The organism is Streptomyces spiralis, from assembly GCF_014654675.1.
GTDB classification, from domain to species: domain Bacteria; phylum Actinomycetota; class Actinomycetes; order Streptomycetales; family Streptomycetaceae; genus Streptomyces; species Streptomyces spiralis.
On record NZ_BNBC01000002.1, the window covers coordinates 287343 to 313162 of the forward strand.

The 25820-nt window shown below is 71.5% G+C and carries 22 protein-coding genes; 11 read left to right on the forward strand and 11 right to left on the reverse strand.

The genetic code is table 11. The features are described 5' to 3' along the window. Positions 1-115: 115 nt before the first annotated feature. Together IE318_RS03680 and IE318_RS03685 are read left to right on the forward strand one after the other, a co-directional pair. Positions 116-1558, forward strand: coding sequence for an MFS transporter (locus IE318_RS03680; protein ID WP_189896230.1), 1443 nt, complete (start codon positions 116-118; stop codon positions 1556-1558). Between the two features lie 258 nt (positions 1559-1816). Continuing rightward, on the forward strand, positions 1817-2227 hold the full coding sequence (locus IE318_RS03685) for a cupin domain-containing protein (protein WP_189896233.1): 411 nt from the start codon (positions 1817-1819) through the stop codon (positions 2225-2227). 103 nt (positions 2228-2330) lie between these two features. Here the strand turns inward: IE318_RS03685 and IE318_RS03690 are convergent, their stop codons facing one another. Further along, the gene (locus IE318_RS03690; protein ID WP_189896236.1) at positions 2331-2696 is read right to left on the reverse strand and encodes a peptidoglycan-binding domain-containing protein; all 366 of its coding nucleotides are present in this window, start codon (positions 2694-2696) and stop codon (positions 2331-2333) included. Between the two features lie 257 nt (positions 2697-2953). Here IE318_RS03690 and IE318_RS03695 point away from each other — a divergent pair, with 257 nt between their 5' ends. Next, positions 2954-3292, forward strand: coding sequence for a nuclear transport factor 2 family protein (locus IE318_RS03695; protein WP_189896238.1), 339 nt, complete (start codon positions 2954-2956; stop codon positions 3290-3292). A gap of 67 nt (positions 3293-3359) precedes the next feature. On the opposite strand, the gene IE318_RS03700 is transcribed toward IE318_RS03695, so the two are convergent. Beyond that, on the reverse strand, positions 3360-3854 hold the full coding sequence (locus IE318_RS03700; protein WP_189896448.1) for a PaaI family thioesterase: 495 nt from the start codon (positions 3852-3854) through the stop codon (positions 3360-3362). A gap of 209 nt (positions 3855-4063) precedes the next feature. Beyond that, a complete protein-coding gene (locus IE318_RS03705; protein WP_051843892.1) occupies positions 4064-4555 on the reverse strand; it encodes a winged helix-turn-helix transcriptional regulator in 492 nt (163 codons plus the stop codon). Between the two features lie 122 nt (positions 4556-4677). Between IE318_RS03705 and IE318_RS03710 the strand changes: the two genes are divergently transcribed. Both IE318_RS03710 and IE318_RS03715 read left to right on the forward strand, forming a co-directional pair. Then, positions 4678-5376: an SDR family oxidoreductase gene (locus IE318_RS03710; protein WP_189896240.1), complete on the forward strand. Its 699-nt coding sequence runs from the start codon at positions 4678-4680 to the stop codon at positions 5374-5376. Positions 5377-5388: 12 nt separating this feature from the next. Continuing rightward, positions 5389-6972 (forward strand): MFS transporter, encoded by a 1584-nt coding sequence (locus IE318_RS03715; protein ID WP_189896242.1) that lies wholly within the window; start codon positions 5389-5391, stop codon positions 6970-6972. 165 nt (positions 6973-7137) lie between these two features. Here the strand turns inward: IE318_RS03715 and IE318_RS03720 are convergent, their stop codons facing one another. After that, entirely contained in the window at positions 7138-9594 is a 2457-nt protein-coding gene (locus tag IE318_RS03720; RefSeq protein ID WP_189896244.1) for an FtsX-like permease family protein, read from the reverse strand. Next, positions 9588-10325: an ABC transporter ATP-binding protein gene (locus IE318_RS03725; RefSeq protein WP_189896246.1), complete on the reverse strand. Its 738-nt coding sequence runs from the start codon at positions 10323-10325 to the stop codon at positions 9588-9590. Before IE318_RS03725 ends, IE318_RS03720 begins: the two co-directional genes overlap by 7 nt. 180 nt (positions 10326-10505) lie before the next feature. Between IE318_RS03725 and IE318_RS03730 the strand changes: the two genes are divergently transcribed. The 3 genes from IE318_RS03730 to IE318_RS46085 are packed head-to-tail and all read left to right on the forward strand — an operon-like array spanning position 10506 to position 12704. After that, a complete protein-coding gene (locus IE318_RS03730) occupies positions 10506-11804 on the forward strand; it encodes a sensor histidine kinase (protein WP_229903310.1) in 1299 nt (432 codons plus the stop codon). Further along, on the forward strand, positions 11804-12436 hold the full coding sequence (locus IE318_RS03735; protein WP_189896248.1) for a response regulator: 633 nt from the start codon (positions 11804-11806) through the stop codon (positions 12434-12436). Before IE318_RS03730 ends, IE318_RS03735 begins: the two co-directional genes overlap by 1 nt. 55 nt (positions 12437-12491) lie before the next feature. Next, complete coding sequence (locus tag IE318_RS46085) at positions 12492-12704, forward strand: hypothetical protein (protein WP_268256726.1); 213 nt, start codon at positions 12492-12494, stop codon at positions 12702-12704. Between the two features lie 62 nt (positions 12705-12766). Here the strand turns inward: IE318_RS46085 and IE318_RS03745 are convergent, their stop codons facing one another. Beyond that, positions 12767-13546, reverse strand: a complete 780-nt coding sequence (locus IE318_RS03745) for a polysaccharide deacetylase family protein (RefSeq protein ID WP_189896250.1) — start codon at positions 13544-13546, stop codon at positions 12767-12769. Between the two features lie 201 nt (positions 13547-13747). Here IE318_RS03745 and polX point away from each other — a divergent pair, with 201 nt between their 5' ends. Then, complete coding sequence (gene polX, locus IE318_RS03750) at positions 13748-15517, forward strand: DNA polymerase/3'-5' exonuclease PolX (protein ID WP_189896252.1); 1770 nt, start codon at positions 13748-13750, stop codon at positions 15515-15517. A gap of 14 nt (positions 15518-15531) precedes the next feature. Here polX and IE318_RS03755 read toward each other — a convergent pair whose 3' ends face one another. Both IE318_RS03755 and IE318_RS03760 read right to left on the reverse strand, forming a co-directional pair. Further along, positions 15532-16020 carry an inorganic diphosphatase gene (locus IE318_RS03755; protein WP_189896254.1) on the reverse strand — a complete coding sequence of 163 codons (489 nt, stop codon included), beginning with the start codon at positions 16018-16020 and terminating at the stop codon, positions 15532-15534. A gap of 30 nt (positions 16021-16050) precedes the next feature. Next, positions 16051-16671 (reverse strand): GNAT family N-acetyltransferase, encoded by a 621-nt coding sequence (locus IE318_RS03760; RefSeq protein WP_189896257.1) that lies wholly within the window; start codon positions 16669-16671, stop codon positions 16051-16053. A 55-nt stretch (positions 16672-16726) separates the two neighbouring features. On the opposite strand from IE318_RS03760, the gene IE318_RS03765 reads away from it, so the two are divergent. Beyond that, positions 16727-17323, forward strand: coding sequence for a TetR/AcrR family transcriptional regulator (locus tag IE318_RS03765; protein ID WP_189896259.1), 597 nt, complete (start codon positions 16727-16729; stop codon positions 17321-17323). Positions 17324-17360: 37 nt separating this feature from the next. Here the strand turns inward: IE318_RS03765 and IE318_RS03770 are convergent, their stop codons facing one another. Both IE318_RS03770 and IE318_RS03775 read right to left on the reverse strand, forming a co-directional pair. Next, positions 17361-19202, reverse strand: a complete 1842-nt coding sequence (locus IE318_RS03770; RefSeq protein ID WP_373311063.1) for an RICIN domain-containing protein — start codon at positions 19200-19202, stop codon at positions 17361-17363. Between the two features lie 98 nt (positions 19203-19300). Then, a complete protein-coding gene (locus IE318_RS03775) occupies positions 19301-21079 on the reverse strand; it encodes a glycoside hydrolase family 35 protein (RefSeq protein WP_229903322.1) in 1779 nt (592 codons plus the stop codon). 262 nt (positions 21080-21341) lie between these two features. Between IE318_RS03775 and IE318_RS03780 the strand changes: the two genes are divergently transcribed. Next, positions 21342-22391: a LacI family DNA-binding transcriptional regulator gene (locus IE318_RS03780; protein ID WP_030166087.1), complete on the forward strand. Its 1050-nt coding sequence runs from the start codon at positions 21342-21344 to the stop codon at positions 22389-22391. A gap of 121 nt (positions 22392-22512) precedes the next feature. Here IE318_RS03780 and IE318_RS03785 read toward each other — a convergent pair whose 3' ends face one another. Beyond that, complete coding sequence (locus tag IE318_RS03785) at positions 22513-25551, reverse strand: NPCBM/NEW2 domain-containing protein (protein ID WP_506005409.1); 3039 nt, start codon at positions 25549-25551, stop codon at positions 22513-22515. Positions 25552-25820 lie beyond the last annotated feature (269 nt).

Here is a 25820-nt window from a genome sequence, read left to right on the forward strand (position 1 = left end):
TGGCCTGGCGAGAAGTTGACCACTGATCCTCATTTCTTGTTACCCCCTGGGGGTATGCTACGGTGCCATCGCCAGGTACCCCCTGGGGGTATACGAAGCGGGAGAGGTGAAACCCATGTCAGCCGTCAATCCCCGGCGCTGGTGGGCACTCGTGGTGCTCGCCGCCGCTCAGTTCATGGTGATCATGGACACGTCGATCATCGGGGTGGCGCTCCCCGAGATGCAGAAGGACCTCGGCTTCTCGCAGGGCGAGTTGCAGTGGGTCTTCAACGCGTACGTCATCGCGTTCGGTGGACTGCTGCTGCTCGGTGGCCGCCTGTCCGACCTGCTGGGCGCGCGCAAGGTCTTCAGCACCGGTTGGGTTGTGCTGATCGCCGGGTCCGTGGTCGCGGCTGCCGCGCAGACGGCCTGGGTGGAGGTCGTCGGCAGAGCCGTGCAGGGTGTGGGCGGTGCGCTGATCGCGCCGTCCGCGATGACCTTGCTGATGATGCTCTTCGCGCACGACCCGAAGGAGCTCGGCAAGGCCATGGCGCTGTACGGCGCGGCCGCGCCCGCCGGCGGCACGGCCGGCGTGTTCCTCGGCGGTGTGTTCACCGAGTGGCTCAGCTGGCCGTGGGTCTTCATCGTCTACATCCCGATCGGCGTCGCCACCCTCGCCGCCACCAAGCTGCTCCCGGCCGTCGGCGGCCGACGCGGTTCCGTCGACGTGCTCGGTGCCGTCGCTGTCACCGCGGGCCTGGCGCTCGCTGTCTTCGCCATCGTGCGCGCCCCGGAGACCGGCTGGACGTCGACCGGCACCGTGCTGCAACTCGTCGGCGCCGCCGTACTGCTCGCGCTCTTCCTCGTGATGCAGAAGTCGGTGCGCGAACCGCTGATGCCGCTCGGCATCTGGCGCGTGCCGCGGCTCGGCTCGGCCAACCTTGCGATGGCCCTGCTCGGTGCCGCCTGGATCCCGATGTGGTACTTCCTCAACCTCTATCTCCAGCAGGTGCTCGGCTACGGGGCCTTCGCGTCGGGTGCCGCGCTGCTGCCCATGACCGGCCTGCTGATGATCTTCATGACCGCTGTCACAGCCCGGCTGCTGGCCAGGTTCGGCGCCAAGCCACTGATCGGCGGCGGCCTGCTCATCCTCGCTGCGGGCCTGCTGTGGCTCTCCGCCGTGGAACCGACCGGCACCTTCGCGGTCGACGTCCTGCCCGCCTCACTCGTCGCCGCGCTCGGCATGTCCCTCGCCTACATCCCGGCGATGATGGCCGCCATGTCCGGCGCCCCGCAGGAGCAGGCCGGTCTGGCGTCCGGCATCGTCAACACCACCTACCAGGTGGGGTCGGCCCTGGGCCTCGCCGCACTGACCGCGGTGGCCACCTCGCAGGGCGCCGGACAGCTGGGCGACCTGCCCGCCCTCACGGACGGCTTCGGCGCCGCCTTCGTCTGGGCCGCCGTGATCGCCGCGGTGGGCGGGATCGTCACCCTGCTGACGATGCGGAGCGAAGCGGCGGCCATGGCGAAGCAGCCCGACACCACGGCGGCGGCACAGGGCGACCGGGCTGCGGCCTAGGGGGCGCGCGGAGACGCCGCTACGGCATCGCCCCGCCCCAGAGCACACCACTGCCGAAGGGCCGTCCGGCTCCGGGAAACCGGGGCACGGGCGGCCCTGATGTCTGTGCGCGCCGCTGCCTCGTCGCGCAGGACGTCGCGTCGTTGTGCGGGATCGGCCGTGGCGGACAGGGACTCCTGGCGGCTCGCCGCACAGGGCTGTCACAAACGGGGACGCCGTCTTGTCTTTACTCATGACAGTCCCTGTATGGAGGAACGCATGAGCGCTGAACACGCACACCTGCCCCCGGGCGTTGAGGTGATCGCGACCCTGCCGGAGGCGGTGACCGGTGTCCCGGCCGGCGCCGAGGCCAGGACCGTCCGGGTCACCCTGCCGCCCGGTGACCCCGGCGCACCGCCGCACCGGCACCCCGGGCCGCTCTTCGGCTACGTGACCCAGGGGGAGATCCTCTTCGAGCTGGAGGGGCAGGCGCCTCGGATACTCAGGGCCGGTGACGCCGTGTTCGAGCCGGGGGGCGACGTGATCCACTACCAGGGCGCCAACAACCTTCCGGACGCGCAGTCAGAGCTGGTGGTGACCATGTTCGCGCTGCCGGGCACCCCCGTTCTCACCGTGGTCGGCGCGGAGGAGCTGGCCGAACGGCAACACCTACGGGTCACCCAGCGATGAAGATCACCAGTATTCCGGCCTGCTCTCTCCGCCGTGGCTGACCTGGGCCCATTCCGGCACTGACCGTGTCGTGCACTGGCTCACGGCGGCACTCGGTGCCGGCTCAGGCCGGATAGGGGTCATAACAATCCAGGGCCGGGTGATAGAGAACCTGCCAAGTGTGGCCTTCGATGACACCGTTCGGCGGCAAGCCGTGGCAGCCCTGGATCCACTCGATCTTCTTCAGCGTGACGGTGTCGAAGTCCCCATCGAGAGCCAGCTTCGGTGGCTGGCCTCCCCAGGCGTTGCTCAGGCACTGCGCCTGCTTGACGGACGAGCCCGTGTCACCGTACGTGAGCGTGGGCCGAAGCGTCGATGACGTGTAGGAGCAGCGATTGGTGGCGGCCGCGGCGGTATGCGGCACTGCCAGGCCGAATGCTGCGGCTGTGCACAGCGCCACGCCCATGGTGATCAATCCGTTCCGACTCATGCCGCTCCTCCCGGCCCGGCCACTTGCTGGGCAAATACGGCGTCAACGGACGATAGGGCCCATCATCGCTCACAAGGGGGGGTGTCCGCGCGTTATGCCCCGTTCAATCGTTGCGTGGGTCTGCGCGTTCCGGTCGGCCGCGCCCTTCACGCCATGAACCGGTCGGCGCCGCGCGGGCGCCACGTTCTGACGTCTCCGGGCGGTCGGCGGGTCCTAGGGTGGCGGAGCAGGGGCAGTCGTCCGATCGAGGAGATCCGATGGGCACCACTCCGACAGGCGTCGTCGAGGCCGCCTTCCGCCACTACCGGTCACAGGACCGGGACGCGGCCTTCCCTCTCTACGCCGACGACTTCACGTTCACCAGCCCGCAGGACGATCACATCGGCAAGTCGGCGTTCTTCGAGCGGTGTTTCCCCACCGCGGACCGGTTCAGGGAACAGCGGTTGCTCCACGTCACGGCAGTGGACGACGAACTCGTCTTCGTCCACTACGAATACGAGCCGGCGACGGGCGGGCGGTACCGCAACATGGAGGCGATCACGGTCCGGGGCGGGCAGATCCGGGAGGTGCAGGTCTTCTTCGGCGGCCGGGTGTGAAGGCGCGCCACCGGCCTGTGCGACCCGTGAACGGGACGGTGTGACGTCCCTGGGTCCCCGATCGCGCTCAGCTCACCGGGACCGGGAAGAGCATGCAACTGCTGGTGGCGTGGGCCAGGAGCCGGTCGTCGGAGTCGCGGAGCTCTGCCTGGGCGAGGGCGGTGCGGCGGCCGCTGTTGAGGACGGTGCCGATGGCGCGGACCTTGCCGGTGTCGACGGTGATCGGGCGCAGGAACTTCAAGGTCAGGTCGATCGAGGTGTATCCCATGCCCCGGGGCAGCACGGACTGCACCGCGCAGCCGGCCGCCGAGTCGAGGAGCGTGGCGTAGACGCCGCCGTGGACGCTGCCGATCGGGTTGTAGTGCTCCTCGCCCGGCACCAGTACGAAGACCGCCCGGCCGTGCTCGGCCTCCTCCAGGGTGAAGCCCAGGGTGGCGGCGATCGGCGGGGCGGGCAGTCGTCCGGCCAGGATCTCGCGGAGGAAGTCGAGACCGCTGTGGTGAGGGACGGCGTCGGCGGATATGGCGGGGTCTTCCCAGCCGAACACACGTGACCTTTGTATCTCCGCTCCCGTCTCGCCGGCCGCTCCGGTGACCGGGGACTTCTTCGATGTGTCGGACATGGGGGCAGCTCCTCGGGGCGGGGCGGGGCGGGGCGGGGCGTGTGTGTCGGTGTGGCGTGCCGGTTGGCGAGGGGGGCGGGGGCGGGGCCACTCGCGGGAGGGGACGGGACGGGCCACTCCTGCTGGGTCGCGCCTCGCCGCCACCGGGTTCAGGGACTGTCCGGGCTGACGCGGATGAGGCCCGGGCCGGCGTCGACGAACGCGTCGCCGATCGGCACGTCGTGGCCGTCGTCGCAGCGGAGCGCCACGTGCACCGGGGCGCCGCAGTTCTCGTGGCGTACGACCACGGGGGGTCCCTGTTCGTCGGCGGCCCAGGTGTCGCCCCACTGCCGCAGCGCCGAGAGGACGGGCAGGAAGTCCCGCCCCTTCTGGGTCAGTTGATAGGCGTACCGGGTCCGCTGCCCGGGTTCCTGGTAGGGGACGCGCTCCAGCAGACCGGCGGCGGTGAGTTCCTTCAGGCGCGTCGAGGCGGCGGGTTCGCCGATGCCCACACGCTTGGCGAAGTCGTCGAACCGGCGTGTGCCGAAGAACGCCTCGCGCATGATCAGCAGCGCCGTCCTGGTGCCGACGATCTCCAGGGTCCTGGCGATGGAGCAGTTGGCCATGGACCAGGCGTCCCGTTCCTTCAGCAGATCGTTCATCTCTCGGCCCTCCACCTGGCTTGCCTCTTATGAAGTCAGCCTATACCGTCGTAGCTAACTTCTGAAAGCGTAAGTCAGCTGGGGTGTGCGCACCCCCGGACCTCCCGAGGGAAGAACCAACCATGGACATCAGCACAGCAACCGCCCTGGTCACCGGAGCCAACCGAGGGCTCGGCAGGGCGCTCGCCCAGGAACTGGTCGCGCGCGGCGCCACGGTGTACGGGGCGGCCCGCCGACCGGACCAGATCGATCTGCCCGGTGTGAAGGCGATCCGGATCGACGTCACCGACCCCGCCTCCGTCGCCGCGGCCGCCGAGGAGGTCCGTGACATCACCGTGCTGATCAACAACGCGGGCAGTTCCACGGGCGCCGATCTGCTGACCGGCAGCTGGGACGACGTCCGCCTGGAGATGGAGACCCACTACCTGGGCACCCTCGGCATGATCCGGGCCTTCGCCCCGGTGATCGAGTCCCAGGGCGGAGGCGCCGTCCTCAACATCCTGTCTGTGCTGTCATGGGTCACCTTCCCCGCTGTGGGCGCCTACTCCGCGGCCAAGTCCGCGCAGTGGAGCCTGACCAACGAGGTGCGTCAGCAGCTCGCACCCCGGGGCATCACCGTCTCCGGGCTCCACGTCGGCTACATGGACACCGACATGGCCCGCCATGTCACCGAGCCCAAGACCGACCCGGCGGACGTCGCCCGTGCCGCCGTGGACGGCATCGCCGCCGGCGCACCCGAGATCGTCGTGGACGACCTCAGCCGCCGGGTCCAGGCCGGCCTCTCCGGTGGCGTCGCCGCCCTCTACCCGCAGCTCGGCTGAGGCGAGGACAGCATGGCTTCCGCTCCTTCCCCCGCCCCGGGCCGGCTCAAGCCGGCCGGCCGGCACACCGGTGTCCGGCTCTCCCCGAACCAGCCCTCCCGGGCCGCCGCCGGCATCACGCTCATCGCGATGTGCCTCGGCGCCATGACGACGTTTCTGCTGATCACCGCATCGGTGTCGGCGCTGTCGGCCATCCAGGACGACCTGCACGTCTCCCCGACCGGCCTCGTCTGGATCCCCTCCGCGTACACCCTGCTCGTGGCCAGTCTGGTGATGTCCGCGGGCACCGTCGGCAATCTCTACGGCCGCAAGCGCGCCTTCGTCACCGGCGCCGCGGTCATGATCACCGGCTCGCTCATCGTCTACGCGGCGGGTTCGACGGGAGGCGTCATCGCCGGCCAGCTCGTCTCCGGCCTCGGCGGTGCTCTCATCCTGCCCAACAGCCTGGCCATCCTGGGAGCCGCTTTCCCCGACCCACACAGGCGCACCGAAGTCGTCACCATCTGGGCGGCCTCCTCCGGTATCGGACTCGCCGTCGGCCCTCTGATCGCGGGCACACTGCTGGACCACTTCCACTGGAACACGGTCTTCCTGTCGACCGCCGTCCTCGCCGTGGTCACGATGGCCGCCGCCGCCTTCGTCGCCGAATCGCGCGGCCCCGGCGGCAAGCTCGACATCCCCGGCCAGGTCCTGGCCGTCCTGGGCATCGCCGCCCTCGTCTATGCCCTCATCGAAGGCGGACACGACGGCTACACCAGCCCCCGCATCCTCGCGGCCTGGATCATCGCGGCCGCGGCCCTGACCGGTTTCGTCCTCGTCGAGCGCGCCGGGCGCACACCCATGCTGGACATCACCCTGTTCCGGTCGGCGTCCTTCAGTGCCGTCATGTTCGTCGCGGCCGTCTCCCTGTTCGGCTTCACCGGCCTGGCCATCCTGTCGGTGCTCTTCTACGAGCGAGTCCAGCATCTGTCCGCCCTGGACGTGGGATGGCGGCTGCTGGCGTTCTTCGGCTGCTACGTCATCGTCAGCTACGCGACCGGACGTGTGATCCGCCGCACCGGCTTCAAGCTCCCACTGACCCTCGGCTTCCTCGTCGGAGCCGCCGCCACGGCCGGACTCACCACGCTGGGTCCGACCACCCCCTATGCCCGGGTGTGGTGGCTGTACGCGCTCTTCGGAGCCGCAAGCGGGATGGTGGCCGCGCCGAGCACCGCCGCCGCCCTGGTCAGCGTCTCCCACGAACGCGCCGGCATGGCCTCCGGGGCCGTCAACGCCTTTCGCCAGATCGGATCCGTCACCGGCACCTCCCTCCTCGGCGCACTCCTCGCCGGCCGGCTCCGGTCCCGGCTGCCGGACAGCCTCGGCGCTCACCACGTCCCCCGGGCAGCCTGGCCCGCCGTCGAACACGCCGTCTCCACCGGCAGCGGCGGCAACCGGGCGGCCCCGCCGAACGTGACCGCCGCGATCGGCGACGCCTTCACCTCCGGCGTCCACGCCGGCATGACCGTCATCGCCGCCGTGTTCCTGTGCGCTGCCCTCGCCTCGGCCCTGCTGATCCACAACCGACCGCACCACACCACCGCCACGACGAGCTGACGCGGAGCTTCGACGCGTGGCTTCCGGGAGCGACGCCGAGGACCATGAATTCAGGAGCGACGCCGACAACCACGGATTCGCCTGCGCAGCGACGCTTGCCGGTGGGGGCGGAAGCCCGGTTGCCGGGGCAGGGCGGCGTCCGGGCAGGCCGACGTCGGCCGGAGGTCACTCGCGTACGCCCGCCAGCTCCACCGCCCTGCGGCGCAGGGAGAGGCCGGCCGGGACGACCGCGGAGATCACGGCGAGAACCGCGCAGGCACCCAGGGCCGCCGCGAGCGTCGCCCACGGGATCTCGATGGACGTCCACACCGAGAGCAGGCCCAGCGCACTCCACATGCCCACCAGGTTGAGGCCGGCGACCAGCGCTCCCAGCAGACCGCCCACCATGACCACCATCAGCGCCTCGGCGCCCACCAGCCGCAGCACCTGCCACCTGGTGGCGCCGACCAGTCGCAGCACAGCCAGCTCGCGGACCCGGTCGGAGGTCGCCATGACCATCGTGTTGGCCAGCGAGATGCCGGTGTAGAGGAGGGCGATCCCGAGGACCAGGAAGAATCCCATCCGGGACGTCCGGTCGGTCTCGGGGTACGTCGCCCGCACCCAGGCGTCCTTGTTGAGGACCACCCCGCCCGACGCCCGCACCGCCTGACGCAGAGCGGCGGCCACGGTGGCCGTGTCGGTGCCGGGCGCGAGGCGCACGTCGACCCGGTCGACGGGCGCCGCGGGGGCGTTGCGCGGGGTGACATAGACGCCGTTGTTGCCGGTGCCGATGGTCATGACCGCGGCGATCTTCAGGGACTTCCTCGTGCCGTCGCCGAGCCACACGTCCACCCGCTCGCCCACGGTGTGCTTCTCCCACTCCTCGTTGACGATGATCGAGTCGTCGTCCAGATCGCTCACCTTCCCCGCGACGAGCGGGAGACGGGCCGTTGCCGCGAGCGGCCGCGGATCGACGGCTCTGGCATCGGACCGGATGAGCGCCACGCCGTCCTCCAGGACGTACACGGCGCTCGAGGAGCTCGGCGAGACCTCTGCACCGGACACGGCCCGAAGCCGTTGCAGCGTCGCCTCGTCGAAGCCGGCGCCGCCCGCCGGGGTGACCACGAAGTCGGCAGCCGTCTGCTCGCGCACCTCGGTGGCCTTCGCCCCGTCGAGGGTGGCAGTCGCGCCGAGCAGCGAGCCGGCCAGCGCGACCGTGACCAGCACAGGCGCAGCGACGGCGGCGGTGCGGCGGACCCCGGCGGCGGCGTTCTCACGTACCAGCATCCCGCCGGCGCCCGGAAGTCGGGCCGGCAGCCAGGCGATCAGCCGGGCCAGTGGCCGTACCAGCACCGGCGCGAGCAGCGCGACCGCGGTGATCAGCAGCATCGGCCGGCTCACATAGGTCTTGCGCTGCAGCAGGTCGCCCAGGTTCGTCACCAGGTCCAGGGCCAGCGTCACCGCGGCGGTGATCAGCAGGGCCGCGCCGAACAGCCGGCGGCTCCAGGTCATCGGCCGGGCGTCCACGGACGCCTCGCGCAGTGCCTCGGTGGGACCGGTACGCCCGGCCCGCCAGGACGCTGCCAGCACGCCGCACAGGGCCACGAACAGGCCCGTCCAGAAAGCCATGTGGTAGGGCCAGGTGTAGTCGCCGATGGTGAACCAGCGGGGCGCGAGGCTCTCGTCGACCGCCCACTCGGCCAGCTCGGGTGCCCCGTAGGAACCGAGCACACAGCCGGCGGCCGAGGCGAGCACACCGACCGCGAGCGCCTCGTGGACGACCATGCGGCGGATCTGCCCCGGGGTCGCCCCGGCGGTGCGCAGCAGCCCGAACTCGCGGCGCCGCTGGGCCACCGCGAACGCGAAGGTCGAGGCCACCACGAACACCGACACGAAGGCGGTGACGCCGCCGGCCGTGCCGAACATGGCGTTCATCGCGGTGAGGGCTTCGCTGTCCCGGTCGGGGTCGGCGTCGGCGTACCGGCGCGCGTCCCCGGTGAGAACCTGCACGCCCTCGCTGCCGCGCACCGCCTCGCGCACGGCCGCCGCATCGGCGTCGACCACGAGCTGGAGACTGCGCGGCGACAGTTCGGCGGCGCGGGCGTCGGTGTAGAACACGGCGTTCTCGAAGCCGAGCCCGCGCACGGTGCCGACGACGCGCACGGTGCCGCCGTCGGTCCGCACCCGGGTGCCCGGACGGGCCCAGTCACCGCTGACGACAACCTCGTCAGCGGCCTCGGGTGCGCGTCCAGCGTCGAGCTCGTACGGCGCGAAGGCCGCGGTGGACCAGGGATGGCCCACCAGATCGGCGGGACCGCCCTCGGCCCGCACGGCGAACGACCGGTCCTCGACGACGGTCCCGAGGCCGCGCAGCCTCGCGACCGTGGCGTCGGGCACGGTTCGTGGCTGCGCGAGCTTCCGGGTGCGGTCGCCGATCGAGGTGGGCACGTCGAGGGTGTCCTGGCCCTTGACGACGACCGGCGCGGCGGCGAACCGCTCCGGCCCCCGGTCGGGTGCGTCCAGCGAGGACGCCAGGGCCAGTCCCATCACGGCGAGCAGCGCCACGCCCAGGGAGAGGGCGACGAAACTACCGACGAAGGTGACCCAGCGGGTGCGCAGGGCGCGCAGCGTGGTGCTCAGCACGGCACCGCCTCGAGCTTGGTCATGCGCGCCGCGATGTCCTCGGCGCAGGCGCCGATCAGCTCACCGTTGACACGGCCGTCGACGAGGAAGACGACGCGGTCGGCGTAGGAGGCGGCGACGGGGTCGTGGGTGACCATGACGATCGTCTGGCCGTCCCGGTCGACCATGCCGCGCAGCAGGGTCAGCACCTCGTGGCTGGTCTGCGAGTCGAGTGCGCCGGTCGGCTCGTCGCCGAACAGCACTTCGGGGCGGGTGATCAGAGCGCGGGCCAGGGCAACTCGCTGCTGCTGGCCGCCGGACATCTCCGTCGGTCGATGGCGCGCACGGTCGCCGAGTCCGACCTGTGCGAGCACCTCGCGCACCTGGGCCTTCTTCGGGCGGCGGCCGGCCAGCCGCAGCGGCAGGGCCACGTTCTGCTCGGCGGTCAGCGAGGGCAGCAGGTTGAACGCCTGGAACACAAACCCGATGTGCTCGCGGCGCAGCAGGGTCAGCTTGGTCTCGCTCAGCCCGGTCAGCTCGGTGCCGCCCACGGTGACCGAGCCGGACGTGGGCCGGTCCAGGCCCGCGGCGCACTGCAGCAGGGTCGACTTGCCGGACCCGGACGGGCCCATCACGGCGGTGAAGGTCCCCCTCGGGAAGGCGAGCGATACCTCGTCGAGGGCGGTGACGTGAGTACGGCCCGAGTCGTACCGCCGGGTCACGTCGCGCAATCCGATCGCGTCGTTCGTCATGTGTCCACCCATCAGCACCTGCTCCTCGGTCCGTCGGCTCGTCGGTGTCTCCACCGAACCGCGCAAGCCCCTCGTGACGCAGTACGGCCAGAGCGAGACCTGGGGTAGGGCCGGCCCTACCCCCGATACGGAGTCCGGACCGATGGCACCGGGCCGGTCGGGCCGCTTACGGTCATGCTCATGCACCCTCGGAATGTGTGGCAGGCCATGTCCCGGCCGGGCTTCCTGTTGTCGGCCTGGCCCTGGCGCTCCGCCGCGTATCTGCTCACCGGCGCGGTGACCGGCGCCGCCGCCCTGGTGGGGATCGTGGCAGTGGCCACGCTCTGCGGTGCGCTCGCCATCGTCCTGGTGGGGCTGCCGTTGCTCGTCCTGGTCGCCCTCAGCGGGCTCCCGGTGGCCGAGGTGGAGCGGCGCAGGCTGCGCCTGATCCACCGCACCCCGGTGTCCGGCCGGCACCAGGTGCCGGCCGCGCCGGGGCTGTGGGCCTGGCTGGTCACCCGACTGCGGGAGCAGACCACCTGGCGGGAGCTCGGGTACGCGCTGTTGTTCGCCGGGCTGCTGTGGCCGGTCGACGCCCTGGCGATCACGGTCGCCCTGCTCTTCCCGCTGTCCATGGTCGCCACCCCGCTGCTGATGGCCACGGTCGGCGACGGCCACGAGGCGAAGGTGCTCAAACAGTGGACGGTCACCACATGGCCGACCGCGTTCGGCGTCGCCGTACTGGGCCTGCTCCTGATGGCCCTGTGCGCCTACGTGCTCGGCGTCACGGCGGGCGCCCGCGCCGAGCTGACCCGGCTGCTGATCGCCTCCCCCGAGGGCGAGCTCAGCGCCAAGGTGGTCGAACTGACCCGCTCCCGCGTCCGGTTGGTCGACGCCTTCGAGGCGGAGCGGCGCCGCATCGAGCGCGATCTGCACGACGGCGCCCAACAGCGCCTCGTGGCCCTGACGATGGCCCTCGGGCTGGCCCGCCTCGACGCCCCTGCCGGCCCGCTCGCCGACCAGCTCACCAAGGCCCACGAGGAGGCGGGCAAAGCGCTCGCGGAGCTACGCGAGCTCATCCACGGCATCCACCCCAAGGTCCTCACGGACTACGGCCTTCAAGCTGCGGTCGCCGACGCCGCCGACCGCTGCGTGGTCCCCGTCGACATCGACCTCGAACTGCCGGGCCGACCGGCCCAGGCGGTCGAATCCGCGGCGTACTTCGTGGTCTGCGAGGCACTCGCCAACGTCGCCAAACACAGCGGGGCCGAGCGCGCGCGGGTGAGCGGCGGTCATCGCGACGGACTCCTGTTCCTCGAAGTGCGCGACGACGGCTGCGGCGGCGCGGACGCCTCGGCGGGCAGCGGCCTCACCGGTCTCGCGGACCGGGTGTCGGTCCTCGATGGCAGACTGGCCCTGACCAGTCCGCCGGGTGGACCGACTCTGTTGCGTGTGGAGTTTCCTTGCGAGTTGACCAAGGCGGCCGATCGCTCCGCGTAGTGGTGGCCGAAGACAGCGTGCTGCTGCGGGAAGGGCTCGTCGGCCTGCTCGGCCGATTCGGCCACGAGGTGGTGTCGGCCGTCGGGGACGCGCAGGCCCTGGTCGCCGCGGTCGAGGAGCATGCCCCCGACATCGTGGTGACGGACGTGCGCATGCCGCCCGGCTTCCAGGACGAGGGCCTGCACGCGGCAGTGCGGCTGCGGGGGAAGCGCCCCACCCTCCCGGTCCTGGTCCTCAGCCAGTACGTGCAACGGACATACGCCGCGGAGCTCCTGGACTCCGGCGACGGATCGGGGGTCGGCTATCTGCTCAAGGACCGGGTCGGCCAGGTCGAGGAGTTCGTGGCGGCGCTGCACAAGGTGGCGGACGGTGGGACGGTGGTCGACCCCGAGGTGGTGCGCCAGTTGCTGCGTCGCCGCCGCGATCCGCTGGAGCAGCTCACCCCGCGCGAACGAGAGGTGCTGGCACTGATCGCCGAAGGCAAGTCCAACGGCGCGATCGCCAAGGAGCTGGTGGTTTCCGAAGCGGCGATCGGCAAGCACATCGGCAACATCCTCGCCAAGCTGGACCTGCCGCCGACGGACCAGACCCACCGCAGGGTCCTGGCCGTCCTCACTTACCTGCGGGCCTGACCCGGACCGGCACGCACCGGGAGCACCGTACGAGGTCGAGCTGGGTCGCCAAGGTCTGCCCGAGCCGTCCCGGCGTGGCGATGACTACGCCGGGGACGGCGCGGACGTCGTCGTCGGCGGCCCCGGCGCCGACACGATCCTGGGCGGCCCCGGCCGCGACGTCCTCAACTCCCGTGACCGGGTGGGAGGCAACGACACGGTCGACGGCGGAGCCGGGGCCGACGTCTGCCGGACCGACCCGGGCGACACCAGGATCAGCTGCCCCTGACACACGCCGGACTGCGTCACGGCGACGGCGGCACGGCGGCCTCGTCCGCAGGCCGTGCAGGGTCAGGGCCGGTAGACCATCCCCGGCTCGGGCTGGGCCGGGGCCAGCAGTTGGGACACCGTGACGATGGTGTAGCCGCGGTCCTCGAGCGCCTTGACGATCCCGGGGACGGCGGGCACGGTCCCCTTGTGCAGGTCGTGCAGGAGGATGATGCCGTCGCGGTGGGTCTGCTCGAGCACCCGCTTGGTGATCAGGTCCGTGTCGGTCGTCTCGTAGTCCTTGGCCGTGACGCTCCACAGCACCTGCGCCAGCCCCAGGTCCTTGCAGATCCGCGCCACCTCGCGGCTGGTGCGGCCCTGCGGCGGCCGCATCAGGACGGGCTTGGTGCCGGTGACCTTCTCGATGGCGTCCTGAGTGTGCGTCAGTTCCGCACGGGCGTCGTCCGCGTCGATCTGCGTGAGGACCGGGTGCGTCCAGGTGTGGTTGCCGATCTCGTGCCCCTCGTCGGCGATACGGCGCAGGATCTCGGGGTACTCGGCGATGTGGCCCCGGCCCTGCACGAAGAACGTCGCGTGCAGATGCTGCTGCTTCAGGATGTCCAGCAGCCTGGGGGTCGTGAGACTGGGGCCGCCGTCGAAGGTGAGGGCCACGCACTTCGCCTTGCGGCAGTCGACGGGGCCCGCCACCGTTCCGGATGCCTTGCTGCGGGCGGCGCGCGGCGAGGTGTGGTCGTACGTCGTGACCGTCAGGGCCACGATCAGAGCGACGGCCGCGGTCAGGGCGACGGCCGTCGCGAGGGCGATGAGGAGGCGGGGCCGTCTTATTCGGGTGCGCAGCGGCATGGGGGGACCTTCCCTGGACCGGATGACTGTCGACGCTCATTACTGACGGGCTTTTCGGCCCTTGGGTTGCCCTGCCGTGCATGTGATCCACATCGGGCCTGAGATCCCGGATGCCGATTCGCCGCTCCGCATACGACCGCGGTCCCCGGAGCGCCGCGCCGGCGCTCGGCGCGGCCGGCCGCGGCCGCCTACGCTGGAGGTGTGGCTCGTTCCAACGACGAGGTCGCCGCGCTGTTCGCCGAATACGCGGACCTGATCTCGATCACCGGAGGAGACGCGTACAAGGCGCGCGTCTACGAGAAGGCCGCCCGGTCGGTGGGCGGCTACCACGCCGACGTCTCCACGCTCGACGTCAAGGGCCTGCAGGAGATCCCCAACGTCGGCAAGTCGATCGCGGAGAAGATCGCCGAGTACTTCCGCGACGGCAAGGTGTCCGCGGTGGAGGAACTCCGGGCGAAGATCCCCGCCGGTGTGCGGCGGCTGACGGCGATCCCCACCCTCGGCCCGAAGAAGGCCTGCGTCCTGCACGAGGAGCTGGGCATCTCCTCGGTCGACGAGCTGGCCGACGCCATCCACGCCGAGCGGCTGCGTGACCTGAAGGGCTTCGGGCCCAAGACCGAGGAGAACATCCTGCACGGCATCGAGCTGTTGCAGGCCTCCGAGGACCGCGTGCTGCTCGACGTGGCCCTGGACCTCGCCGACGACGTGGTCGCCGAGCTGTCCCGGGTGACCGGCTGCCGGCGGTGTGCCTACGCTGGTTCACTGCGCCGCTTCCGCGAGACGATCGGCGACATCGACGTGCTCGCCGCCGCGACCGGGCCCAAGCCGCTGATGCAGGCGCTCACCGAGCTGCCGTACGTCTCGGAGGTCATCGCCCACGGCGAGAAGAAGACCTCGATCCGCACCACCAAGGGCCTCTCCGTCGACCTGCGCGTCGTACCACCGGACTCGTGGGGCGCGGCGCTGCAGTACTTCACCGGCTCCAAGGCGCACAACATCCGCACCCGTGAACTGGCCGTGCACCAGAAGCTGAAGCTGTCCGAGTACGGGCTGTTCGACACCGAGAGCGGCGAGAAGATCGTCTCCGAGACGGAGGAGGAGGTCTACGCGAGGCTCGGCCTGCCGTGGATCCATCCGGCGCTGCGCGAGGACCGCGGGGAGATCGAGGCCGGACTCCACGGCGAGTTGCCCGAACTGGTCGAGGAGTCCGACATCCGGGGCGATCTGCACACCCACACCGACCTCACCGACGGCCTGGCCCCGCTGGAGGAGATGGTCGCGGCGGCCGCCGAACGCGGCTACGCCTACTACGCGGTGACCGACCACGGGCCCACCCTGTACATGCAGCGCATGACCGACGAGCGGATGCTCGCCCAGCGCGAGCAGGTCCGCGAACTCGACGGTGCCTACGGCAAGCGCGGCCGGCGCAGCCGGGGCGGCGGCATGCGGCTGTTGCACGGGGCGGAGCTGAACATCGACCCCGAGGGGGAGGTGGACTGGCCGCAGGAGTTCCTGGCCGGCTTCGATCTGGGCGTCGCCTCGGTGCACTCGCACTTCAACCAGGGCCGAGAGCAGCTGACCCGACGGCTGGTGCGCGCCTGCGAGAACCCGTACGTCAACATCATCGGCCACCCCACCACCCGGATCATCGGCAAGCGGCCGGGCCTCGACGCCGATCTGGACGAGGTCTTCGCCGCGTGCGCGCGCACCGGCACGGCGCTGGAGATCAACGCCCACCCGGACCGCCTCGACCTGCGCGACGAGGACATCCTGCGGGCCAGGCGGCACGGGGTGAAGTTCGCCGTCGACAGTGACGCCCACTCCACTCTGCACCTGGCGAACATGCGCTACGGCGTGGGCACGGCCCAGCGCGGCTGGCTCACCAAGGACGACGTCATCAACACCTGGACGGAGGCGCGGCTGCGGCGCTTCCTGGACAAGGGCCGCACCGGGCGGCGGTCCGGGACCTGAGCCCGGTCAGGTGATCACGTGGAGGTCCCGCCGGCCCGGGCGCGTGAGGCATCGATCTGGGCGTACGCCTGTTCCCGACCCTCCCAGTGGGAGCCCTCGACGCTCTTGCCGGGTTCCAGGTCCTTGTACACCTCGAAGAAGTGGGTGATCTCCAGCCGGTCGAAGTCGGGGACGTCACCGATGTCCTGCAGGCGCGCGAACCGGGGGTCGTGCGCGGGCACACAGAGGATCTTCTCGTCCGGGCCCTGCTCGTCCTTCATGCAGAACATGCCCACGGCCCGGCACTCGATGGTGCACCCGGGGAACGTCGGCTCGCCGACGATCACCAGGGCGTCGAGAGGATCGCCGTCCCGTCCCAGGGTGTGGTCGATGTAGCCGTAGTCGGCCGGGTACTTGGTGGAGGTGAACAGCAGCCGGTCCAGCCGGATGCGGTGCAGTTCGTGGTCCATCTCGTACTTGTTGCGGGACCCCTGGGGGATCTCCACGATCACGTCGAACTCCACGGTGTCCTCCTGACGCCGCGCCGAGCCGCGTCACCGGCCGACGCCGCGGTGAGACCCGTCGCCGCCGTGCCCGGCGCTCACCTCCAGTGTGCTCCCGCGAGCGCCGTCACCGAGCGGGCCCGCCGCGTCCCCCGCCGGGCCGGCGTGCAGGTCGAGGGTCCAGTTCTGGCCGACGAGGTCGTGACCGAAGCTGTGATGGGGTTCCTCGTCGACGAGAGTGAAGCCGTGGCCCTGGTAGATCCTGCGCGCGGACACCAGCACGTCGTTGGTCCACAGCGTCACCTGCCGGTAGCCGGCCTCGCGGGCGAAGGCCAGGCACTCCCCGACCAGGCGGCTGCCCACACCCAGGCCCCTGGCGGCCGGGGTGACGAGCAGAATGCGCAGCTTGGCCACGCCCGGCTCGTCACCGGCCACCAGGAAGACGCATCCCGCGCGTTCGCCGCCGACCTCGGCGATCCAGCCGGCCTCCCTGGCCGGGTCGTGCCCGGCGGCGTAGTCGGCGACGATCCGGGCCACCAGGACCTCGAAGTCGGTGTTCCAGCCGAACTGCTCGTCGTAGACCTCACCGTGCGCCATCACCACCCAGCCCAGGTCGCCGGGACGGTCGGCGCGGCGCACGGTGACGTGCGCCCGGTGGTCCTGCTGCGGCATGGTCGCTTCCCTCCACCCACTGACACAACTGTTTCAGTAACGCTACGCTAGCCCCATGCCCGAGGAAACGACAGCCCCGTCCGCCCGGCAGGTCGAACTGCTGGAGGCCGCCTACCGATACGCACTCGCGCACGGCCTGGCCGATCTGTCGCTGCGCCCGCTGGCCACGGCCATCGGCTCCAGCCCCCGGGTCCTGATGTTCCTCTTCGGCAACAAGGACGGTCTGGTGCGGGCGCTGCTGGCGCGCGCCCGTACCGACGAGCTGGCGATCCTGGACCGCCTCGGGCACGGCGGGCAGCCCGACCGGTCCGGGCAGCCCATCGGACTGGTTCCGGCGGTCGAACGGGTGTGGGCGTGGCTCGCCGCCGAGGAGCACCGCCCGCTGCTGCGGCTGTGGGCCGAGGCGTACGCCCGGTCCCTCGTCGAGCCCGACGGGGCGTGGGCCGGGTTCGCCCGTGCCACCGTCGACGACTGGCTCGCGGTCCTGGCCGCCTGCCAGCCGCGGCCGGAGCGGGACTCCGAGACCGGTGCCGTCCGCCGCACGCTGGCCCTGGCGGTGCTCCGCGGTGCCCTGCTCGACCTCCTCGCCTCCGACGACGAACCCCGGGTCGGTGCCGCGGTACGACACCAGCTCGCCCTGCTGCGCGGCTGACGCAGCAGGGCGAAGGGCGGGGGAGGGCAGGGAGGCGTCAGTCGTGGGGTGAGGCGGCTGCCCGGCCGGTGGGGGTGAGGGTCAGCGTCTGTTCGGCCGCGGTGCGTGCTCCTCCGACGCGGTTGCCGCTGGTGTCGCTCCAGTAGCGGGCCGGTGTGGTCTCGGCGAGCCGCCGTGCGTCGGCGGACAGCCCGATCACCAGGCCGCTGTAGCGGTTGACCAGCCGGTACGTTCCGGTGGGAGTGCCGTCGGCGGTGGTGCCGGGGATCACCCACCACTGCTGACCGACGGAGGGCCCGCCGGTGTGGGCGGCGGTCACGGTGGGCCCGGTGCCCCAGGCGCGCTGCGCGGTGGCGGAGGAGCCGACGCCCAGGAGGCCGCCGGTGGCGGCGTTGGCGATGCGGTACGAGCCGTCGCCGTTGCCGGTGAAGATCCAGGACTGCAGGGCGGAACCGGTGGCCCTGGCCGTGGAGGTGGTGGCGGAGCCGCCGGGGACCTGGGCGAGGACGCGGCCGCCGCCGCTGGTGATGCGGTACGTCCGGCGCGGGTCGACCGGCGTGGCGGGCGCGGAGGTGCCGATCGTGACGTCGACGTACTCGCTCGCCGAGCCGCCCGAGCAGCCGAAGGAGCAGTACGAGCGGAACGACCTGCCCACGATGGTGGAGGAGGTCCGGTTGGCGGGGTCCAGGAACCAGCGGTACCAGGAGGCGTTGGTGTGGCCGCCCGTGTCGCCGATCAGCCGCCACTTCTGCGTGGCGAGGTCGTCGGTGGCGTAGAACTGCTGCGGAGCGTTCCCGCTCTGGTCCACGGCCTGCGGCTCGCCGATGTACAGCCCCAGATGGGCGTCGTAGGTGATGTCCATGACGAACAGGGGCGAGGTCGGGGGCATCTTGCCCGCGGCCACCTGCTGGCTCACCGTGCCGCTGTTCGCCGGGTCGTACTCCTGCTCCGGCGGGGTGTAGCCGGTGGGATGCGTGGCGTCGGCGGGCACCATGTTGCTCTCCTCGCCGCCCGTGCCGGGCTGCGACCAGGAGCCGTCGTACCACTTCCGCCACGAACCCGGCGCCATCTTCCCGGAGATCGGGGCGCGGGCCACATGCGCGTGGAAGGCCTTCCAGCCGCCGCCCTTCTCCACGATCCGCGAGCCGTAGAAGACGTAGAAATAGCCGGAGGCGGTGTCCACGAACAGGCGCGGGTCGCCGTCGCCGTAGTGGTACGTCTGCTGCGGGAACGCGGTGGTGTCGCCGCGCCGCGTGCTGTACGGCGAGGTGATCACGTGGTCCTTGATGGCCCAGGTCCGGCCCTGGTCCTTCGAGACGGCGTAGTCGATGGCGTCGTAGTGGAGCCCGTCGCCGAACGGCTGCGGGGTGAACTCGTTGTGCACCAGGCCGTACCAGTCGCCGGTGTCCGGGTCGACCCACACACCCGCCAGGTCGCAGTAGTTCTTCTGCGCGTAGCCCGAACCGGCCGGGGCGTAGGTGGCCGTCAGGCCGGTGGGGCTGTTGTTGCACCGCGAGGTGGTGTCGTTGTTCCGGTCCTCGGGGTCGGCCGGGTTCACCGCGTCGCTCAGGCGGCCGTCACGGGCGGCGGTGTCGAAGTCCTTGCCGGTGAAGAAGGTCCACTGGCGGCTGTCGTTCGCGCCGTAGAGGGCGTGGGACTGCTGGAAGTGGAAGGTGCCGTCCTTGTCGATGTACGGGGCGGCCGGGGTGTCGTCCGGATGGGTCCAGGAACCCTTCGCGTCGACGGTGACGGTGTATGTGGGGTCGGCGTCGGGCGTCGCGGGCGCGGCGGCCGCCGCACCGCCGCCGAGCACGGCCGGTGCCGTGGCGACGACCGCGGCGACCAGCGCTCCGGCCAGTCTTCTCCGTGGAGTTGACAGTGGAGTTGACACAGGTGCTCCTTACTCGTGACGGGTGGCGCCGGGATGCGCCGCCCCCTGGGTGTGGTGCCTGTGCGGTTCCTGTGGGGTGCGGGGTGTCAGTCGAAGGTCTCGACGTACTCCTCGGGCGGTCCGAGGACGGGCCGGTCGCGCAGGGCGAGGCGGTCGCCGAACCGTTCGAGCTCCAGGACGGTGAGTGTGTTGTCACCGGCGCGCAGCAGCGGGCCGGGCACGTAGAGCGTGCGCTGCGGACCGATCTCCCAGTAGCGGCCGAGCAGGGTGTCGTTGACCCACACGAAGCCCTTGCCGAAGCCGGGCAGGGCCAGGAAGGTGTCGGCCGGCTCGGCCACCGCCAGCCGGGCGGTGGCGAAGCCCGCGCCGCCGCCGGGGGGTGCCGCCGCCGCGGCGCGGGCGGTGTCCTGCGGCCCCCACTCGTCCAGCGGCAGCCGGTACATGCTCCAGCCGTGCACCAGCCGGCGGTCCACGCGCACCCCGCCGAGGATGCCCTTGCCCTGCCCGAGCAACGGGCCGTAGTTGATCCGGCCCTGGTTCTCCACCAGCACCTCCAGCCGGACGCGGGCGCCCGCGCCGGGCACGGTGAACGACGCGGTCTCCCGGTCCAGTACGGCGACGGGGGCGCCGTCGACGAACACCTGGGCGCGGTCGTGCAGGCCCGTGACGGTCAGCTCGTGGCGGCCCGGCGGCAGCAGCGGTTCGGCGGCGTAGAGGACCAGACCGGAGGCCTGGCCGAGCTCCTCGAAGCTCAGCGGCACAGGAGCCCGGACCGGCTCTGCGGCCGAGCGCAGCGCGGGCAGCAGTGCGGCCCGCCGGGTGACGTCGAGGGTGCGGGGCGCCAGCAGCGGCGGATCGGCCGGTGGCGCGGGGATCCTCGCCTCCGGGCCGCCGTACGCGGCCAGTTTCTCCCGCAGGGCGAAGAACTTCGGGGTGAGCGCGCCGTGTTCGGCGACCGGCGCGTCCGAGTCGTAGCTGGTCACGGTCGGCTGAAGGCGTTCACCGTCGTGGTTGGCGCCCGCCCACAGCCCGAAGTTGGTGCCGCCGTGCGCCATGTACAGGCTCACCGAGCCGCCCGCGTCGAGGATCTGGCGCACGGTCTCGGCCGCGCCCGCGGCGGACCGGACGTGGTGCTTCTCGCCCCAGTGGTCGAACCAGCCGTTCCAGAACTCCGCGCAGAAGAACGGCTCGTGCGGGCGGCGCGAGCGCAGCAGCGCCGCCGCCTCGGCCGGGCGTGAGCCGAGCGTGGCCGCGGCGAACTCCCCGGGCACGGTCCCGCCGTCCTGCATCAGCGGCGTCGGCCCGTCGGCCGTGTACAGCAGCTCGGTGATACCGCGCTCGACGAGGGCGTCGCGCACCCAGCGGACGTAGGCGTGGTCGTCGCCGTAACTGCCGTACTCGTTCTCGATCTGCACGGCCACGACCGGTCCGCCCCGGCCGGCCTGGAGCTCGGCGACGCGCGGGATCAGCGCGTCGAACCAGCGCCCCACCGCGTCCAGGAACGGGCCGTGGCAGGTGCGTAGCAGCATGCCCGGGGTGCCGGTCAGCCAGGCGGGCAGCCCGCCGTTGTCCCACTCGGCGCAGATGTACGGTCCCGGGCGCACGACGACGTCCAGTCCCGTCTCCTGCGCCAGCCGGACGAAGCGCGTCAGGTCGCGCGGGCCGTCGAAGCGCACGTCACCCGCGGAGCGCTCGTGGAAGTTCCACGGGACGTAGGTGTCCACGGTGTTCAGGCCGAGCGCCGCCAGCCGCCGCAACCGGTCGGCCCACTGCTCGGGATGGACGCGGAAGTAGTGCAGTGAACCGGACAGCACCCGGTGCGGCCGTCCGGCGCGCAGCAGCGTGCCGCCGGAGCAGGTCAGCAGGGACTGTGCGGGGACCGCGGCCCTTTCCGTGGTCCCCGAAGGATCCGTGGGGAACTCCGGGATGTGATCGATGCCGTCCCGCCGACGGACGTGGCTCTTCACGGCTCCTCCTGGATGCTGGGCGCGGGCCGACGGGCGCAACTATGGCAGAGGATGTTATCGATGCCAACAGATGGAGCGCAGGCAGGACGGAGCCCGAGGGAAGCAGCGGATGCATCCGGTTGTGGGCGATATCATCGAGCCCGGTACGAGGAAGGAACCCATGGCGAAGCAGAAGGGCGCCGAGGGGCGGCCGCCGGGGATGACCGATGTGGCGCGGGTCGCCGGAGTGTCGGCGCAGACCGTGTCACGCGTGCTGTCCGGGCACCCCAACGTGCGGGAGAAGACACGGGCCACGGTCCTGGCCGCGGTCGAGCAGCTCGGCTACCGGCGCAACAACGCGGCCCGCATGCTCTCCTCGGGACGCAGTCGCACGATCGGCGTGGTGACCCTCCGGACCACCTTCTACTCCCGTGCCGCGGTCACCTCCGGCATCGAGCACGCGGCCCAGGCCGCCGGGTACACGGTCAGCACCGCGACCACCGCCTCGCTCGACACCTCCGCCATCGAGGCCGCGCTGTCCCGGCTGGCCGACCAGGGCGTCGAGGGGATCATCCTGTCGGTGCCGCTGACCCACAGCAGTCCGCGGATCGAGCAGTTCACCCGGGCCGTCCCCACCATCACCATCGACGGGTCGCGCACCGACGCCACCGAGGTGGTGGCCGTCGACCAGGCGCTGGCAGCCCGGCTGGCCACCCGTCATCTGCTGGACCTGGGCCACGAGACGGTCTGGCACCTCGCCGGTCCCGAGGAGTGGCTGGAGGCGGCGGCCCGGCGCGACGGCTGGCGCGCCACGCTCGAGGAGGCCGGCCGGCCGGTGCCGCCACCCCTGGAGGGCGACTGGTCGCCCGCCTCGGGGTACCGGGGCGGACTGGTCCTGGCCCGGATCCCGGAGGTGACGGCGGTGTTCGTCGCCAGCGACGAGATGGCGTTCGGTGTGATCAGGGCCCTGCACGAGCAGGGTCGGCGGGTGCCGGAGGACATCTCCGTGGTCGGCGTGGACGACATCGAGCTGGCCGAGTACTGCTCGCCGTCGCTGACCACGGTCGCCCAGCCGTTCGGGCAGATGGGCGCGCTCGCCGTGGCCCACCTGCTGCGGCACGTCGCCGACCCCGGCGCGCTGCCGGAACCGGCGTCGGTGGAGCCGCGGCTCGTCGTCCGGGCGAGCACCGCACCGGCCGGCGCCCCGGCCCCACGGCGCGAGAGGCCGTAGGGGGTGTCTCGCCGATCATGCCGGGCTCGCGGTGGCCGGCACCGCTTTTTGATCCGGCCTGACCGACGAGACACCCCCTGGGACCGGGACGCCGAACCGGTGGATCGGGCGCGTCCGCGCGTCAGGCGCAGTGGAACTTCGCGTCCGCCCAGTCGCCGTGGTCACCGGACTTCGTGCCGTCGGTGTCGGTGACCACCAGATGGACGTGCCTGGCCCCGGTCAGCGGCACATTCACCGGAACCGGGTCGGACTTTCCGCTGACGGTGGGGGAGGACCACAGCGTCCTGCCGTCGGCGACGACCGAGAAGGACACGCCGCCGTAGCCGTTGATCTCGTCGTCGATGCCGACGGTGGCGGTGAGCGAGGAGCACTGTCCGCCGAGCCAGAACTCGATGTCGGAGTTCGCGTGCGCGCCGATGCCCTTGGTGTAGGCGGTGCCATTGAGGGTGAGCGGATGGCCGTCGCCTGCGGCCGACTCCCCGTTGCTGCGGTCGCGTTCGGGCGGCCCCCAGCCGTTGGTGGCGTTCAGCCAGGGCAGATCACTGGCCCAGGTCTCCCCCTCGGGAGGGGCCGGCATGGTGCGCAGCGCGGCCCGTTGCGCGGCGACAAGGTCCTCTCCCGCCGCCCGGTAGCGAGCCGTGCCGGTGAGAACGGCCTCGCCGGGCTGCGCGTCGGCCGGCGGGGTCACGGTGAACTCCGCGCTCGCCCGCTGACCCGGTTCGAGGCCGCCGACGGACCGTGCCGGTGAGACGGTCCAGCCCTCGGGGGCGGCCAGGGAGAGCTCGGCGGTGTCCGCCCCGGTCCGGCCGGCGGTGAAGTCCACCGTGACCTTTCCGGACACGCCGGCACCGAGTTCCTGCGGAGGCGTGAGCGCGACCGTGCCGGTCGCCCCGGGCACCTTGCCGCCCACCGCGCTCGCCGCGTCGAGGTCGATCCGGAAGGCCCGCGCGGTGCTCACGGCCCGCGTCTTGACCTGGACGACCCCGGCCCGGTCGGAGGCGTCGTACCACCAGCCCTCCGCGGCCACGTCGAAGGCGGCCCTGGAGGTGAACCGGGGCAGCGCGCCGCTGTCCAGGCGCACCTGCCGGGGCGAGGAACCGGTGTGCACGGTGAACCGGTACGGGCGGCTCTTCTGCTGGCCGACGAAGTCACCGTTCTCGGCGCCCACGGCGATGCGCACCGCTCCCGCCCCGTGGTCCGGGGCGGTCACCGCCACCTGCTGCTCGGCGTACGCACCGTCCCGGTGCTGCCGGGTCACCCCGTCGTCCTCGTACAGGGTGAAGGAGGTGCTGCCCTGCGGGTAGACGTCCCAGGCGAGCGGGGAGTTCGCGGTGCGGTCCTGGTAGGACCTGACACCCGGCCACATCGGGACCGACGCGCCCGCCTTGACGAACAGCGGCAGGGTGTCCAGGGGGGCCTGGTAGCCGTCGACGGTCGTCGGGCCGTGGTAGATCCGGCCGGACCAGTAGTCGATCCAGTCGCCCTTGGGCAGATAGATGCCGTCGCGCACGGCGGTGTCGCTGTAGACGGGCGCCACCAGGAAGTCCTCGCCGGTCAGGAACTCGTACTTGGCTGCGTCACCGGCCGCCTTGGCGTCATCGGGGTACTCCAGCGCCAGCGGCCGCACCGGGCCGACGCCGGTGCGGTGGGCCTGGGCCGCGTACGTGTACATGTACGGCAGCAGCGATTCCTTCAGCTTGAGGTACTTGCGGTTGATGCTGGTGTACGGCTCCCCGTACTGGTACGGCTGCTTGTCCTTGGCGGCCCAGCCGTCCATGGTCATCACGGTCGGCAGGAACGCCTTCCACTGCAGATCGCGGGTGTACGTCTTGGCGCTGCCGCCGAAGATGCCGTCCACGTCACCGGTCGTGTAGGCCAGGCCCGACATGGTGGCCCCGGCGTACGTGGGTATCTGCCAGCGGATGTAGTCCCAGCTGCCCGACTGGTCGCCGCTCCACTGCACACCGCAGCGCTGCGCGCCGGACCAGCTCTCCGGCGCCCAGGTGAAGCCGCGCGCGTCGCTGTTGTCCTCGATGCCCTGGTACGCCGCCTTGCAGCCGTCCAGGGCGAACTTGTAGCCGTCGCCCACCCAGGCCACGTCCAGTTTCGCCACCCGCTGACCCGCCTTGACCTGGTCGGCCAGCTTGTCCAGGCCGTCCTCGGTCCACAGACCCATCTGCATCTTGCGGTCGACGAGGCCCTCGGCGGTCTCGGCGAGGTTCTCGTAGCCGCAGCCGTAGCCGTCGTTGACGAGCATCCAGCCCAGCGGCATGTCGTTCTCGACGTAGTCGTCGGCGACCTTCAGGGCGTCCAGGGTGTGGCGCTCGCCGCGGTTGGCGTTGTGCAGGTAGCAGTCGGAGTCGCCGATCTCCAGGCCGTAGATCGGCGGCAGCATCGGGCGGCCGGTGAGCTCCGTGTACTGGCCGATGACGTCCTTGGCGCTGTCACCGGCGAAGTAGTAGGCGTCGAACCGGTTCTCCTGCTCGGTGGTGGTGACCGGGTCGGTGAAGGCGTAGGTGCCGGGGGCGTAGGTGTTGCGGTAGACGCCGTACCCGGCCGAAGACAGGTAGAACGGCACCGAGTTGGGGTGGCCGCCCTCGTCCCAGTCGTAGTCGACGCCGACCTTGAGGGTCTTGCCGCGGTGCGAGGTGTTGCCGCTGCCGTTCTGCTCGCCGGTGCCGTAGAACTGCTCGTCGGCGCCGCGCGCCAGGGTCTGGGTGGTGGAGGTGCCGTTCCAGCTGATGCCGCGGGTCTCCTCCCACAGCCGGGTGCCGTCGACGCGGTACAGGGCGAAGCGCAGTGGTGCCTTGTACACCCGCAGGGTCACCTTGTCCGTGGACAGCTCGTAGCGGTCGCCGCGGTCGGCCCAGCGGGTGGCGGGCGGCTTGCCCTGGGGCAGCACGATGTCGTCGCCGACGGGGTCGGTGAACGTGCCGTCGGGTGCCACCTCGATACGGAAGGTGTCGGCGGAGACGAAGCCGACCCGGGCCTTCGCCGTGCCCGCCGTGAAGGTGAAGGAGGCGCCGGAGTGCGAGAAGCCGGTGACCGCGCCGATGACGGTCTCGGTCCCCTCGGTGGTGGCGGTCGCGGCCCGGGCCGGGGGAGACGGCGCGACCGTGGCCGCGAGCACCGCGAACACGGCCGCGGCGGCGAGGACCACCCCTCGGACACCTCGGGATCCACGGGGTCCTCGGGGTTTTTGGGGTCCTTGGGAACGGAAGGCCTTGCGTCTGCGGGGTGGAGCGGTCATGTCGGTCCCTTCGCACACGTCGGGCGGCGGATGCTCGCCTCTGATCACCTGATCTCGGCGAGATTGCTTGAACTTGCTCGATTCAACGAGGAATCGAGCAGGATCAATCACGCGGAGAAGGTATAGCGCACCACCGCCGCCGTGACCAGAGCGCGGACAGAGCGAGGCCGGCCCCGACC

What these genes read in the sequence shown, in the direction of transcription:
- IE318_RS03710 (WP_189896240.1), top strand. Translation starts at nt 4,678, where the DNA reads ATGGACATCAGCACAGCAACCGCCCTGGTCACCGGAGCCAACCGAGGG.
- IE318_RS03730 (WP_229903310.1), top strand. Translation starts at nt 10,506, where the DNA reads ATGCACCCTCGGAATGTGTGGCAGGCCATGTCCCGGCCGGGCTTCCTG.
- IE318_RS03745 (WP_189896250.1), bottom strand. Translation starts at nt 13,546, where the DNA reads ATGCCGCTGCGCACCCGAATAAGACGGCCCCGCCTCCTCATCGCCCTC.
- IE318_RS03765 (WP_189896259.1), top strand. Translation starts at nt 16,727, where the DNA reads ATGCCCGAGGAAACGACAGCCCCGTCCGCCCGGCAGGTCGAACTGCTG.
- IE318_RS03715 (WP_189896242.1), top strand. Translation starts at nt 5,389, where the DNA reads ATGGCTTCCGCTCCTTCCCCCGCCCCGGGCCGGCTCAAGCCGGCCGGC.
- IE318_RS03760 (WP_189896257.1), bottom strand. Translation starts at nt 16,671, where the DNA reads ATGCCGCAGCAGGACCACCGGGCGCACGTCACCGTGCGCCGCGCCGAC.
- IE318_RS03705 (WP_051843892.1), bottom strand. Translation starts at nt 4,555, where the DNA reads ATGAACGATCTGCTGAAGGAACGGGACGCCTGGTCCATGGCCAACTGC.
- IE318_RS03725 (WP_189896246.1), bottom strand. Translation starts at nt 10,325, where the DNA reads ATGACGAACGACGCGATCGGATTGCGCGACGTGACCCGGCGGTACGAC.
- IE318_RS03780 (WP_030166087.1), top strand. Translation starts at nt 21,342, where the DNA reads ATGGCGAAGCAGAAGGGCGCCGAGGGGCGGCCGCCGGGGATGACCGAT.
- IE318_RS03690 (WP_189896236.1), bottom strand. Translation starts at nt 2,696, where the DNA reads ATGAGTCGGAACGGATTGATCACCATGGGCGTGGCGCTGTGCACAGCC.
- IE318_RS03680 (WP_189896230.1), top strand. Translation starts at nt 116, where the DNA reads ATGTCAGCCGTCAATCCCCGGCGCTGGTGGGCACTCGTGGTGCTCGCC.
- IE318_RS03695 (WP_189896238.1), top strand. Translation starts at nt 2,954, where the DNA reads ATGGGCACCACTCCGACAGGCGTCGTCGAGGCCGCCTTCCGCCACTAC.
- IE318_RS03685 (WP_189896233.1), top strand. Translation starts at nt 1,817, where the DNA reads ATGAGCGCTGAACACGCACACCTGCCCCCGGGCGTTGAGGTGATCGCG.